This is a genomic window from Levilactobacillus brevis, assembly GCA_021383565.1.
GTDB lineage: Bacteria > Bacillota > Bacilli > Lactobacillales > Lactobacillaceae > Levilactobacillus > Levilactobacillus brevis_B.
Genome location: CP079699.1, coordinates 2,181,568 through 2,195,313 on the forward strand (window position 1 = coordinate 2,181,568; position 13,746 = coordinate 2,195,313).

General features: G+C 53.0%; 14 protein-coding genes. 8 read left to right on the forward strand and 6 right to left on the reverse strand.

Features of this window, described 5'->3' with window-relative positions; all coding sequences use genetic code 11:
• Window positions 1-18 precede the first annotated feature (18 nt).
• From KB236_10120 to KB236_10140, 5 genes are all read left to right on the forward strand, one after another.
• Window positions 19-501, forward strand: a complete 483-nt coding sequence (locus KB236_10120) for a flavodoxin (protein ID UIF28871.1) — start codon at window positions 19-21, stop codon at window positions 499-501.
• Between the two features lie 15 nt (window positions 502-516).
• Window positions 517-1,560, forward strand: coding sequence for a zinc-dependent alcohol dehydrogenase family protein (locus tag KB236_10125; GenBank protein UIF28872.1), 1,044 nt, complete (start codon window positions 517-519; stop codon window positions 1,558-1,560).
• A gap of 204 nt (window positions 1,561-1,764) precedes the next feature.
• Window positions 1,765-3,105: an MFS transporter gene (locus KB236_10130; GenBank protein UIF28873.1), complete on the forward strand. Its 1,341-nt coding sequence runs from the start codon at window positions 1,765-1,767 to the stop codon at window positions 3,103-3,105.
• Window positions 3,106-3,190: 85 nt separating this feature from the next.
• The gene (locus tag KB236_10135) at window positions 3,191-3,793 is read left to right on the forward strand and encodes an NAD(P)H-binding protein (GenBank protein ID UIF28874.1); all 603 of its coding nucleotides are present in this window, start codon (window positions 3,191-3,193) and stop codon (window positions 3,791-3,793) included.
• A 34-nt stretch (window positions 3,794-3,827) separates the two neighbouring features.
• Window positions 3,828-4,190, forward strand: coding sequence for a nuclear transport factor 2 family protein (locus KB236_10140; GenBank protein UIF28875.1), 363 nt, complete (start codon window positions 3,828-3,830; stop codon window positions 4,188-4,190).
• A 133-nt stretch (window positions 4,191-4,323) separates the two neighbouring features.
• On the opposite strand, the gene KB236_10145 is transcribed toward KB236_10140, so the two are convergent.
• Window positions 4,324-5,295, reverse strand: a complete 972-nt coding sequence (locus KB236_10145) for an AEC family transporter (GenBank protein UIF28876.1) — start codon at window positions 5,293-5,295, stop codon at window positions 4,324-4,326.
• 212 nt (window positions 5,296-5,507) lie between these two features.
• On the reverse strand, window positions 5,508-7,166 hold the full coding sequence (locus tag KB236_10150) for an NAD-dependent malic enzyme (GenBank protein ID UIF28877.1): 1,659 nt from the start codon (window positions 7,164-7,166) through the stop codon (window positions 5,508-5,510).
• Between the two features lie 115 nt (window positions 7,167-7,281).
• Between KB236_10150 and KB236_10155 the strand changes: the two genes are divergently transcribed.
• Entirely contained in the window at window positions 7,282-8,166 is an 885-nt protein-coding gene (locus tag KB236_10155) for a LysR family transcriptional regulator (GenBank protein UIF28878.1), read from the forward strand.
• Window positions 8,167-8,279: 113 nt separating this feature from the next.
• On the opposite strand, the gene KB236_10160 is transcribed toward KB236_10155, so the two are convergent.
• Window positions 8,280-8,960 carry a hypothetical protein gene (locus KB236_10160; GenBank protein UIF28879.1) on the reverse strand — a complete coding sequence of 227 codons (681 nt, stop codon included), beginning with the start codon at window positions 8,958-8,960 and terminating at the stop codon, window positions 8,280-8,282.
• Window positions 8,961-9,067: 107 nt separating this feature from the next.
• Here KB236_10160 and KB236_10165 point away from each other — a divergent pair, with 107 nt between their 5' ends.
• Window positions 9,068-9,664 (forward strand): sugar O-acetyltransferase, encoded by a 597-nt coding sequence (locus KB236_10165; protein ID UIF28880.1) that lies wholly within the window; start codon window positions 9,068-9,070, stop codon window positions 9,662-9,664.
• A 109-nt stretch (window positions 9,665-9,773) separates the two neighbouring features.
• Complete coding sequence (locus KB236_10170) at window positions 9,774-10,388, forward strand: LysE family transporter (protein UIF28881.1); 615 nt, start codon at window positions 9,774-9,776, stop codon at window positions 10,386-10,388.
• A gap of 66 nt (window positions 10,389-10,454) precedes the next feature.
• Here the strand turns inward: KB236_10170 and KB236_10175 are convergent, their stop codons facing one another.
• From KB236_10175 to KB236_10185, 3 genes are all read right to left on the reverse strand, one after another.
• Window positions 10,455-11,027, reverse strand: a complete 573-nt coding sequence (locus KB236_10175) for a cadmium resistance transporter (GenBank protein UIF28882.1) — start codon at window positions 11,025-11,027, stop codon at window positions 10,455-10,457.
• A gap of 68 nt (window positions 11,028-11,095) precedes the next feature.
• Window positions 11,096-11,626 carry a GtrA family protein gene (locus tag KB236_10180; GenBank protein ID UIF28883.1) on the reverse strand — a complete coding sequence of 177 codons (531 nt, stop codon included), beginning with the start codon at window positions 11,624-11,626 and terminating at the stop codon, window positions 11,096-11,098.
• Window positions 11,627-11,845: 219 nt separating this feature from the next.
• Entirely contained in the window at window positions 11,846-13,486 is a 1,641-nt protein-coding gene (locus KB236_10185; protein ID UIF28884.1) for a peptide ABC transporter substrate-binding protein, read from the reverse strand.
• Window positions 13,487-13,746: the final 260 nt, after the last annotated feature.

Below are 13,746 nucleotides of genomic sequence, written 5' to 3' on the forward strand. Positions count from 1 at the left end.
GACAAAGGAGACCTGTACATGGCAACGAAGACGTTAATTATCGATTATTCATGGTCGGGCACCACCGCCAAGCTGGCGACTGCTCTTCAGCACGTGACGGGTGGCGATCGGGTAGACCTCACGGTGGCCACAGGAGTTTTTCCCAATGACATGTATGCCACGTCCGATGTGGCGAACCGGCAACTGGCAACGCATCAGTTACCAGCCTTAACCAATGAGCGCCCCGATATTAGCGCCTATGACGTGTTGCTCGTGGGCGGGCCCGTTTGGTCGGCGAAGGTATCCACACCGGTGCGGTCATTCTTGCAGCAACTTCCAAACTTTCGAGGCACTATCGCCCCGTTTTACACGGACGCCGGAACGCCGGGCGGTTACGAGGATGACTTTGCCAGCTTGGTCACCACTGCTACTGTGGCACCGGGCATCGGTTTGACGGCTGGTGAGCTCCCGGATGCCGACTCACAGCTTACCAGTTGGTGGCAGAATTTAAGGACTAAATAAATGGAGGCATTTCAAATGAAAACAGCAGTATTCTTAGAACCAGGCAAGGTAGAAGCTCAAGAATTACCTAAACCGGAAGTCAAGAACCCCACGGACGCCGTCTTAAAGATTGTGCGGGCCTGTGTCTGTGGCTCCGACCTGTGGTGGTACCGGGGCATTAATGACCGGCAGAAGAACACGCCGGTGGGTCACGAAGCTATCGGAATCGTGGAAAGCGTGGGCGATGACGTCACCAACGTTAAGCCCGGCGACTTTGTCATCGCCCCGTTTACGCACGGGTGCGGCCACTGTGCGGCTTGTTTAGCTGGCTTCGATGGGAACTGTGAAAACGCCCGGACCGATGATGAAATCGTCGGCTACCAAGGCGAATACTTACGGTTCAAGAACGCCGACTGGGCCTTGGTCAAGGTTCCCGGTCAACCCAGTGATTACGCCGATGCCCAACTCAACGACCTGTTAACGCTGGCCGATGTGATGGCCACGGGCTACCACGCCGCCGCAATTGCCGAAGTTAAGGACGGGGATACGGTGGTCGTCATGGGTGACGGCGCCGTTGGTCTGTGTGGTGTGATTGCCGCCAAGCTACGCGGGGCTAAGCGAATTATTGCCATGAGCCGTCACGCCGATCGTCAGGCGCTGGCCAAGGAATTTGGCGCGACCGATATCGTGGCCGAACGGGGCGATGAAGCCGTTGAACGCGTCATGGCGTTGACGGACGGTGCAGGGGCCGATGCCGTCTTAGAATGTGTCGGGACGGCGCAGTCCGTGGACACGGCCGTTAAAGTTGGCCGGGCCGGTGCCGTGGTTGGTCGTGTGGGCGTTCCCCAAAAGGCCGAAATGAATACCAATAACTTATTCTGGAAGAACATTGGTCTGCGCGGTGGGATTGCTTCCGTGACGACCTATGACCGAGAAGTCTTGTTGGATGCCGTTTTGAAGGGTGAGATTCACCCTGGCAAGGTCTTCACGAAGCGCTTTGATCTCGACCACGTGGCCGATGCCTACGCCGCCATGGACAAGCGGGAAGCCATCAAGTCTCTATTGGTTATTAGTGACTAGCCCCCAATAGTTTAAAATACGGCAAGACTGGGACAATTCGTTCCGGTCTTTTTTAGTTGAATCGAATTATTAATACTAATTATTAGGATCTGAAATCTAAATAGATGATTCTGCCAAAATAAATTTAAAATATGTCTTGCCTTGAAGTACAGATGAAGGTCTAAACTCCTAATCATTCACTTAAACGAGAGAGGTAAAGTACACATGGCAAAGCAGAAACGATTCGATTGGATTTTACTCGTTATCTTAATGAGTTACTTCATGATTCTCTTGGATAACTCAATTATCTTTACGGGGACGGTTAAAATTGCCCACGACTTGAGCCTGAATCAGGCCACGCTATCGTGGGTCAGTAGCGCTTATTCCCTGACGTTTGGCGGTTTCCTATTGTTAGGTGGCCGGGCCGGTGATTTATTTGGTCGACGACGGGTCTTCCAATTAGGGCTGATTATCTTTGGATTAGGGTCGCTCTTGGTAGGCTTGGCGATGAATGCGCCGATGATCATTGCGGCTCGGGCCTTTCAGGGAATTGGGTCGGCTATTCTGGCGCCCACCACGTTAGCAATTTTGATGGACACTTACGAGGGAGCCAAACGCGTCAAAGCTATTGCTTATTACGGGGCCATGGCCGGGATCGGCGCTAGCGTCAGCCTGGTCATTGGTGGCATCTTCGCTAGTTTATTGACTTGGCGGGTTGGTTTCTTCATGAACGTCCCTATCAGTATCTGGATGTATGATTTGGCGGTTAAGAAGCTCAGCGCAGACCGCGGTCAATCTGGCAAATTGGATTGGGTCGGGACCCTGAGCTCTTTGATTGGCATGAGCGCATTAGTCTACAGTATTATCGGGAATTGGGCCAAGTTGCCGGCCTTACTCTTGGCCGTGGTATTCTTGGGCATCTTCATTTATCAGGAACACCAAACGGGGCAACCCATTATGCCATTACGACTATTTACCGATCGCGAACGGATTGGCGCCTACGTGGGGCGTTTTCTCTACTTGGGGGCCATGATGGGCTTCTGGTTCATCACGCCACAGTTGATGCAGAATCAATTGGGCTTCAGCGCGTTGATGGCCGGAGTCGCGTTCTTCCCCTTAACCGTGGTGAACTTTATCATTGCCCTGCAGGTTGCACGACTGACGGCGAGATGGGGTAACGGTGGCCTATTGGTCATTGGGATTGCGCTTACGGCGCTTGGCATGCTCTGGCTAAGTTGGTTTACGCCCACGACCGGCTACTGGTGGGGGATTGCCGCGCCAATGGTCGTCATCGGAATTGGTCAAGGCTTCTCCCTGAGTCCCTTTACGGCGGCCGGAGTTGCACACACGCAAGGAGCCGACGCTGGCGCTGCTTCAGGGGTCGTCAACGTGATGCATCAGATTGGGGGCTCCGTGGGACTATCGATTCTGGTGACCACGCAAGATCTTTTTGGCGGCCAAGTACCAGGGTTCCAACACGCCATTCTGATGGGTGCCGGCTTGCTGCTATTGGCCTTATTAGCCGCCATCTTCCTGATTGTTCCCGGTGAGCGTCAAAGAAATTAAAAATAAGTCGAAATTGGCCTTGCCTTGAAGTAACTGCAAGGGGCTACACTGAATTTATCAATGAATGAATTGGAGGAAATTTATCATGACAAACGTTTTAATTATTGGGGCCACGGGGTCCGTAGGTAGCGTTACGCGCCAATATTTCTTGGACCACACAGATGATCAACTGACCTTGATGGCGCGTAATACCCGGCGCTTAGGTCAACTGTCCGACCGCGAACGCGCAGTCACTGGCAGCGTCACGGATACGGCAACGTTGACGGCGGCTCTCAAAGGCCAGGACGTGGTCTTCGCCGCCTTGAGTGGTAACCTTGCTGGGATGGCGAAAAGCTTAGTTGCCGCCATGGATGAGACGGGCGTCAAGCGCCTCCTGTTCATCGCCTCAATGGGGATTTACAACGAAATCCCAGCGAGCGTGGGCGCCAGTGGCAACTTGGCCACCAACCCAATGCTCCAAGGGTACCGCAACGCCGCCGACGTGGTCGAAGCGTCTGACCTGAACTACACTGTTATCCGGCCTGGCTGGTTTGACAACGGTAACGATACTGATTATCAGGTCACCAAGAAGGGCGAACCCTTCGGCGGCCACGACGTTTCGCGTCAAAGCATTGCCGATTTGGTCATGCGCTTGGCCCACGATGAAACGTTGGGAGTACGCGATAGCTTGGGCATTAATCGCAAGTAGACAACTGAGATTTAAAACTAAGGGCGTGTTGACCATGAATTCAGAAATTTTACAACTATATCGGAACTATAACCTCGCGATGGCCGCCGATGATGTCGCGGCTTTGGACAAGCTGTTGGCACCGAACTTCACATTGACCCACATGACGGGTTACGTTCAGCCGCGAGCGGAGTGGCTGGGTGAAATGCAACGGGGCACCATGCATTACTACTCTTCGGTAGAGGACCACGTCACAATGGTTGAGTTGGCCGCTGGTTGGCAAATCACCGGACAGAACCGCGTCGTGGCCAGTATTCACGGCAGTCAACGGCACGAATGGCCACTCAACACCGTCCTGACGGTGCAACGACAAGCGGGTCAGTGGCAGATTATGCGAGCCGTGGTCACCACGTATTAGGCTAAGTGGTTTTGAAAAGTGACAAGTTAGACTAAATGTTTCATGTGAAACATACGAAAATTAGTGTAAAGAAATAGCGCAGACTCACCAGATATTTCTATCTGATGGGTCTGCGCTACCTTGTTTTAATAGACTAAATAAATTGAATCAACGACATCAATACCGGCACCACAATAATGAACAATACCGTACTGGTCGTGACCACGTTGGTGGCGTATTCCACGTCACCGTGGGCTTCATTTGCCAGGATAGGCAGGACCGCTAGCATTGGCGTGGCGGACTGGACAATCAACGTTTGCGAAGCCAGCGTTGGGAAAGTGGCACCGAAATGTCCGGCGGCCAGCAACACGCCGACCATCAGAATTGGCGATAACACGAACCGTCCCAGCAGCGCCACGATGGTATCGCGGTCAAAGTGAATACTCTTCAACCCGGCATCGGCCAGCACAATCCCGATGTAAATCAAGGATAGGGGCGTGACCAGATTGCCCACGTAGGTCAGCGTGGAATTGAGGAAGCTGACCTTCAAGACGGGGATGTTTAACAGTAAGAAGATCAAAGCGACCAGGAACCCGACTAGTGGCATTGGAATGACTTTCTTCCAGTCGATGTGGTTGTGGTGCTTTTCCTTCGGCTTCGTCGGGTCGTCATTTGAAATCAAGAAGACCCCAAAGGCCCACGTGGAAACGGTGTTGACGATGTAGTAGACCAGAAAGTAAGTCATACTCTGGTCGCCGAACAGGGCGATGTTCAACGGTAACCCAATGAAGATGGTGTTGGCGTTGACCACCGCGTTGATGAAGATCCCCTTACGACCGGGCCGTACGTGCATCAGCCGCACCAGGCCAAAGGCGATGAGGTAGCCAATGATGACGGCGAGAAAGGCGTAAACCAGATAGCCGGAAAAGGAGACCAGCTGGCCCCGCGTCAACCGGCTCAACACGGAGACGAAGATTGAGGCGGGCAGCGCGATGTTCTTGATAAATTTTGAGATAGTGCCGCCGAACTTGTCATCGAACCAGCCTTGTCGCCGCAAGACAAAGCCGAGAATCATGATTAGAACAACAACGAGGACACTTTGGATGGAATTCCATAAAACAGCCAAGGGTAACGGCCTTCTTTCACATGAATTTGGTTAATTAGGTTGTTTGTTTCGATAAAATATTGTTTGGCACACGATTAAAACGGGTACAACTGGTCATGACGCACTGTGCCAGCAGGAATGAATGATGACCAACTCCTGCTGGCACAGATGGGCTTGCAATTCAGTTGTCTGGAAACAGTTAAGACCGCTTCAAGCGTGTTTTTTAGATCGGACTAGTCGATGGTCTTGTAGGCGGGCGTCCACTTCATGTCGGCCACGGCCTGCTTGGCATCGGCGATAGGTTCCTTGTTGAGCTTCTGATCGAGGACACTTTGCGCCACGATTTCGGCCAACTTTTGGGAGAATTCCGTCAGTTGTGAAACGGGAGGAAGCACAGCGGCACCGGGTTGGGTGGTGTCGACGATGCCGCCCAGCGCGTGGCAAGCTGCGGAGAGCGTTTCTCCATTTAGGACCTTGGCCTTGGCGGCGATTAAACCGAAGCCCAGGCCGGGGTACATCAGGGCGTTGTTGCCTTGGCCAATGTGGTAGGTCGTCCCCTGGTAGTCCACGTCGCCGGCCGGAATCCCGGTGGCGATCAGCGCCTTGCCATCCGTCCATTTGATCAGGTCGGCAGCAGTTGCTTCAGCCAACTTGGTTGGGTTGGACAGCGGGAAAATGATCGGCCGTTCCGTGTGGGCGGCCATGTCCTTGACGATGGCTTCCGTGAAGGTGCCCGGTTGTGTAGACGTTCCAATCAAGACAGTTGGGTGAATAGTCTTGACCACGGCAGCCAGCGTCGTCAGCTCATCGGCGTTGTCGAATTCAGCGCGATCGCGGGTGAATGGTTTCTGAGCAGCGGTCAGGTCCGGCGTGTCGGCAAACAACAGGCCTTGTTTATCGACCGCGTAGAAATGCTTGCGAGCTTCGTCTTCGGAGAGGCCGGCCCGTTGCAGTTCATCCAGGATTTGGTTGGCAATCCCCATGCCGGCCGTTCCGGCACCGAACGTCACGAACTTTTGGTCCTTGATGTCTTCCTTGGAAATGTTCAAAGCGCCCAGAATCCCGGCGAGAACGACCATCCCAGTTCCTTGGATATCATCGTTAAATGTAGCAATCTTATCCTTGTACTTATCGAGGATGACCTGAGCGTTGGAGCGCCCGAAGTCTTCCCAGTGCAGGAGTGATTCTGGAAATAGCTTCTGTTCTGCGGTTACGAAGCGGTCGATGACATCATAGTATTGGTCACCGTAGACCCGCTTGTGGTGGTTGCCCAAGTAGAGAGGATCGGCCAGAAGGGCTTCGTTGTTGGTGCCGGCGTCAATGCTAACGGGCAGCACTTGGGCAGGGTCAATCCCTGCAGCAGCGGTGTACACCATCAATTTACCCACGGCGATGTCGACCCCGTTGACGCCCCAGTCGCCCATGCCGAGGATTCCTTCGGCGTCGGTTACAACGACTAAACGGATATCGCGGCCGTCAGCGGCGTTCTTCAAGGATTCTTCGATGTGGTCGGGATCATCGACGGAGATGAAGGCGGCGTTCTGTGGATCGGTGAAGAGGTGGCTGTATTCTTCGATGGAATCGGCGACCGTTGGATCGTAGACGATTGGCATGAATTCAACCACGTGATCGTCCATCAAGCGGAAGAAGAGCGTCCGGTTTTCATTGAACAAGGTCATCAAGAAGATGCGCTTTTCAAGGTTGTTGGGCTTGCTTTGGAATTGGGCGTAAGCCTGGGTGGCTTGTTCGTCCAACGTTTGGACGTGACTTGGCAGCGTTCCGACTAAGCCGAGGGCTTGGCGTTCGGCTTGCGTGAAGGCAGTACCTTTGTTTAAAAATGGATTATTTAAGATTGAAGCTGTGGATTTCATCAATAGTTCCCTCCAGTTCATGATTAACTTTACAAGTCATACTATAGACGGTCGTTAAATGTATAGTCAAATCTGGCAGTTGTTATAAAAACAATTTATAATAGGCCTACTAAGACTGTCAGAAGGGGATGCCAAAATGAATACCAAAGACTTAGCCTATTTCGACCGCTTAATTAAATTGAAAAACTTTTCGCAGGTGGCCGCAGAATTTGGCGTGACCCAACCGACAATTACCACCGCCATCAAGCGGCTGGAGACGGAGTTCGCGGCGAAGCTCTTTCTCCGTGATCGCGTCCACAATGATCTTACCGTGACGGCCAGTGGGCAGCAACTAGCGATTCACGCGGCGGCGATCCTGAAGAAGCTAGATCTGGCGCATCAGGAGATTACCCACATCACTCAGCAACGGACCGTCCTGGGCTTACCACCGATTATCGAAAACCATTACTTTCCTCGCGTGGCCGCCCATCTCCAGGACCGCGGCATGCTGAAGAATATTGAAACGGTGGAGGGTGGCTCGATTCAACTGCGCAACGCCTTACGTGAGGGGCAAGTGGATTTAGCGTTACTGGGGTCCACCGAGCCCTTGTCGTACAAGACGCTGGTGGCTGAGGAATTTGACCGGCAACCGTTCAATATCTTTGTGTCGGCGGCACACCCTCTCGCGGCTCGCAAACGGATTTACTTTAGCGAGCTACGGCGGGAAAAGTTCGTACTCTTCAATAATAGTTTCATTACCAACGCGGCTTTCAATCAGTTGGCCCGCCGTAACCATTTTCGGCCGGAGGCGGTCTTCCGAGCCCGCGATACCCACATCATCATGAATCTCGTGGCCGAGAATGTTGGCGTAACCTACCTTCCCGGGCTAGTCGATCAACACCGCGTTGACGTGGTGCGACTGGACTTATTGGACGACGCGCAACCCGAGTTCATTTCCAGCATCGCCTACCGGGCCTCCCACGTCTTGACGCCCACTCAGGAGCAGGTGCTGGCCGTGTTGCGCGGGACGTTAGAGGATTAGTTTATCGCCATAAAACTAGTCATCAACACCACCTGCGGCTGCCAGAGATTCCGGCACTGTGGGGACTAAATAAAAAGAGCTTGAGATCAACGCTCAAACTCTTGTGTACGTCATTAGTGTTTTGGAAAGGGAATCACGTTGGACTGCCCACCATCGTGAAGGTCGCCATACGCTTGTTCCATAAACTTCTCGAATTCTTCAGGTGTATCGGGGGCGTCCTCGTCATAAATATCGTCATCGTCCGAGAGCTCCGTGTAGCAGTCATGGGCCTGGGCGTACTGAATCAGTTGGCTGACGCCCTCCAGGCTAGACTTGTAGGCGTACAATACGTGGTCAATCCCCAATGCTTCGGGGATGTGGGTGGCCTCCTCTTTAGTCAAAGGTTTCTTAATCTGTTTGTACAAATCGTTGGCAATGAAGGAAAGTGTGAGCGTCTTGGTCGTAATAGTGATGACGTCTTCCGTATTGGTTAGGTCCTGCAGGTCGCCGACGGTAATCGTAAAGTCTTCCCGTTGATTAGTGAGCAGATTCTTCATGACTAATTTGACCGTATCCGTGGGCTTGAGTAGGTTTTCCTGTCGCCGTTCTTGGGATTCGGCAAGTACGTCATTGACTAAGAATTCGAAGTTGTCGTCCGACATGTTCAAGACGTCCTGCGTGGCCTGTAGCGTCAGCATGAGTAAATCCCGCATGGTCTGGTCGTCGGCATACTGGGGCGTGTCCGGGGTAAAGGATAATTGCGGATGTCCCTCGTCGGTAACGCTGGCTTGAAAAATGATGTGATCACGGCTCATAGTAATCCTCCTGTAAGTCTAGTTTGGCTCTTATTATACGCGCTGAAGGGGACGGTTGATACTGATTTTCAGAACTTGTATGATTAAAATTAAAAGGAGTGTGGCTAATGAACTTACAGGAGAAATTCGCCTACATGGCGACAAGTAAACCGTACGACGACTTAGATCCGCTATTGATTGCGGCGCGGGACCGCGCAACGGCTAAGACCAACGCGCTCAACGCGACCGACGATCCGGCCGAACGGACGCGCCTCTTCACGGCGTTGGTGGGGAGTACCGGGGCCGATCCGGTGGTCAATCCCAACTTTCGCTGTGAGTTCGGCGCCAACATTCACGTGGGCCGCAACTTTTACGCCAACTATGACGTGGTGATGCTCGATGGCGGTAAGATTACAATTGGGGATGACGTGCTCTTTGGTCCGCGCGTCGGCCTATACACCAGCAATCACCTGTTTGATCCGGTTGAACGGCAGACGGGGGGCTGTATCGCCAAGCCCATCACGATTGGCAATCGTTGCTGGCTGGCCGCTAACGTATCCGTCATGCCCGGCGTAACCATTGGCGACGGGACCATCATCGGCGCCAACAGCGTCGTCACCCACAGCATTCCCGCCAACGTGATTGCGGCGGGCAATCCCTGTCAGGTCATTCGGCCCATCACGGCGGCGGATAAGACTGGCTTTGTGGGCCACGACTTCATCTAAGGAAGAGAATTAAGATTTACGGGACGTAGCAGCTCATCTCGGGGCTGCTTTTTTCATTCAGATGGTGTATTATTGGTAAATTAGTATAAAAAGAGAGGATTGGGTGGTTATGTCGATGTTTTTCCGCGGGCTACTGTTGAGTATCGCGCTGGTCTCGTCAATCGGGATGCAAAATTTATTTGTTTTTAACAACGCGATTAATCAGCGGTTGTCGCGGGCCGGAATCGTTGCGGTGATGGTCTGGTTTGCGGATACGGCGCTGACGTTGGCGGCTTTCTTCGGGATGGGGGCGTTGATTGGCGCCCACGAGACCGTGAAATTGATCATTATGTTGTTGGGGGGCATCTTGGTCCTATGGATTGGGTTTGGTATCTTGCGGTCAGCCAGTAGCTTCCGGCTGGCGAGCTCCAGTCAGGTCATGCCGATGGGCAAGTCGCTGGTCAACGCGTGGGTTGTAACCTGGGCTAATCCTCAGGCAATCATCGATACCAGCCTGATGTTTGGGGCTCTGCGGAGCACGCTGGCCGATGGCGAAGTCTTTCCTTTTATTACCGGGGTGATTACCGCCACCGCCATCTGGTTCGCCGGGATCACGCTGATCCTGGGCCTCTTAAAGGAACGTCTGCCACAGAAGTTAATGCTGTGGGTCAACATTCTTTCCGGAATTGTCGTCATGGTCTACGGGGGCTACCTCCTCTGGCAGGCCGGCCAGTTGTTCTGGTAAACTGAAAAGAATAACGGTTCGTCACAATATTGTCGTGGCGAACCGTTTTGTTTCACGTGAAACAGGTTAAAAGAGAATCAGCAGGCCGACCGCGATGAAGAGCATTGGCGACAGCCAGGCGCCAAACCGCGCAAAGAAGGCGGTGGCGGTGGTCGAACGGGCTAACCGATGGCTAATCAGGAGCCATAGGCCAATCATCAGGAGAAAGACGATCAGGACGCCTCCGAACTCTACCACGGTCAATCGCGTGAAGAAGGGGATGTAGATGCTGAGGTTGTCCCCGCCGTTGCCGATGGTCAGCGACCACACGACCGGTAGGCTGACTGTGCGGGCGAGGGGGGGTAGCGCCGGCTGGCGGTGCCGAGTTGACCACCAGGAGACCAGGCCGCTAATCCCCAGCAAGAAGGGTACCAGGCCCAGCCAGTGGGTCCAGTGGGCGATATTAAAGTGGAGGACGCCGCGGCTGACGAACCAGGATGCGGCAATCAACGTCACGATACCGAGGTATTGACCAATGATGATCGCGTGACCTTGCCGGCGATTGCGTGCGGCCAGCCACAGGAGAAGCAGCACCACGAGATCATCGGTATCCGTGACGAAGAAGATGCCGATGCTGGTGAGGAGCAGGGAAAGTGACATAGAACGTTCCAACTTTCATTCGAAATAAAAAAGCGGCCGTCTCCAGCGAGATGACCGCTTAAATTAACTTACTTGTTCGTTTCTTCTTTAGCTGGCTTGTGTTTGAAAACGACCTTCATGGATAGGAAGTAATTAACGGTAACGGCGACCGCGTGACCAATAATCTTGGTAATCGTGCCGTTGGCGCCAATGACGGAAATCCCTAGCCACAACATGACGAATTCAATCAGATAGGTTGCGATCCGTGTGCTGTAGAAGGTACCCATTTCACGAAATGGGGTATTGGACTTGTGTTTGAACACGAACGTCCGGTCCAGCCAGAAGGACCCTTGAACGACCAGAATCCAGTCAATGAAGTTGGCCAGTTGGTATTCAATGCCCAGTGTGTGGGATAAGAAATAGAACAGTGCGATGTTAACGACGACGGTTAACGCCCCGAATAACAGGTAACGTTGGACTTGGCCGTGCACCTTGTCTTCGACTTCTTCTAGTTGCTCCTCGAACTCGGCTTCCGTTTCGGTAAGTTCTGCCTCGTACTCTGCCGCGGTGGCGGGGTAATGGTCATGCCGTAATGGTGTTTTGTCTGATTGACTCTCCATAACTTCTGAGACCTTTCTATGACGTTCAAACCCTAAGGCAGTACCGAGGTTAAAGCTTTCAGCGGCCGACCCGAGTTATGAAAACGCGTAATTAAGTTGCTAATTTAATTATACCGTTTTTGACCGCCACTGCAACGGGGCACCCTTGTGAATTTTAGACGAGGAATTACTGGCAGCCTTACCGTTCGCCCAATATGAGCTGGAGCGCAGTCCATACCATCAGTTCGCCACGTAAGCACTCCGGTAGTCGGCGTCACCGTTGAACTTGTTGTAGACGATACCCTTGACCTTCGGATTAACCAGACTGCTGGTCCGACTTTCGTAGAGCGGCGTGACGGCTTGATCCTTGAGTGCCGTTTGGGCGGCCTTGACCAGGTCTTGGTAGCGCGCCGTTTTGTTCAGAGCATCGGTGCCTTCAGCGGCGTTGAGGGCGGCGTCGTAGGTCTTGCTGTCGTAGTGCCCCATGTTGGAGTTGTTCGTCGATTGAAGAATCTGGAGCGATTGAATCGGGTCGGCGAAGTCCATGCCCCAGCTGGTCAGGTTCAGCTGGAAGTTGCCCTTGGAGACGTTGCTAAGCATGGATGGAAATGGCATGGCTCGGACCTCTACCTTGGCGCCCAGCTTGCTGGTGATGGCGCTTTGGACGAACTCGGCGATGTTTTGGCTGGCGTCATCGTTGCCGCAGGTGATGGTCAGCGTGACGGCCTTTTTGCCCAGTTGTTTCAAGGCCTTTTGGTACAGTTGCTTAGCCTGCGTTGGGGCGTAGTCTACGGTGCCCTTGGTGTAGGCGTCGGCGGTGAAATCAGCACCGGTCTTCGGGTTCTTCATCATGTTGTGGACGCCAAATGTCTTGGCAGGCAGTGAGCCGTTCTTCAAGACTTTGGATGCCAATTGTTGGCGGTTAATGGCCAGTGAAATGGCAGTGCGTAGGTCTTGATTGGCGGCCACTTTGTTCTGCTCGTTGTATTGAATAAAGCCGATGCGTCCGGCGGCTAATGACTTGAGATCGGGGTTGTTCTTATTTTGCGTCGTCTGTTCACCGCTCAACGTGACCTGATCGAGCTTCTTAGACTGGTAAAGGTTGTATGCCGTGGTGCTGTCCTTGATGACCTTGTAGTTGATGGTCTGCAGCTTAACGGTCTTTTTTTCGGCGTAGTGGGGGTTCTTCTTTAACGTCCAGTTATCGCTCGTCCCGCTCCAGTTGGTCAGGGTAAACGGCCCATTGTAGACGGTTGTTTTGGCGGAGGACCCGTATTTACTGCCATACTTGTTGACAGCCTTTTCGTTCAGTGGGTAGTAGGTCGTGCTGGCCAGCATCTTCTTGAAGTAGGAGGCCGGTTGACTCAGCGTAATCTTCAGTTGATACTTGCCGACCGCCTTGACACCGAGAGTCGATGGCGACTTCTTTCCGGCGGCGATGGCGTTAGCATTCTTGATGTTGGCGAATTGGTAGGTGAACTCCGACTTGGACTTGGGGTTCAGCGTCCGTTCCCAGGAGTAAACGAAATCTTGCGCCGTCACCGGATCGCCGTTACTCCATTTGCCATCGTGCCGGAGATTGATGGTGTATTGGTGACCGTGATCGGTGATGGTCGTCTTAGTGGCGAGGGCGTTCTCGGCTTCACTATTGGCGTTGAGCCGGTAGAGACCTTCGCCGACCTGACTGAGGGCGTTGCTGGAAATATTATCGGTAATCTTAGAGACGTCTAGGCTGGAAATCGTGGCGGTCTGGTAAAGATTTAAGCGTTGCGCTGTGGCTGTCTTAGTGGTCTTCGAGTGCGCAGTGACGGCGAAGATGCCGCCGATTAAGACGATTCCGGTGCAGAGTAATAAGGCTTTCTTGTGCTCGAATAAACTCATGATGAATTCCTCCAAATTTAGTTAGGGTCTGGGTTAGTGTCATCAGTGAGTTTTGCCATCGTTTGATCATGTGGGGTTCCTCCTCGGTTCTAAAAATATGCAAAAAACCGTCCTCAACAGCCAATGTGTTAAGGACGGTTTTAACCGCGGTGCCACCTTAATTAGATGGGTCGTCGTCAAATAGACGGACCCCATCCCTCTCCACAGGAAACCAACATTTCCCTGACAACTGACGTATGTCGCACGTCTTCCCGTACTCT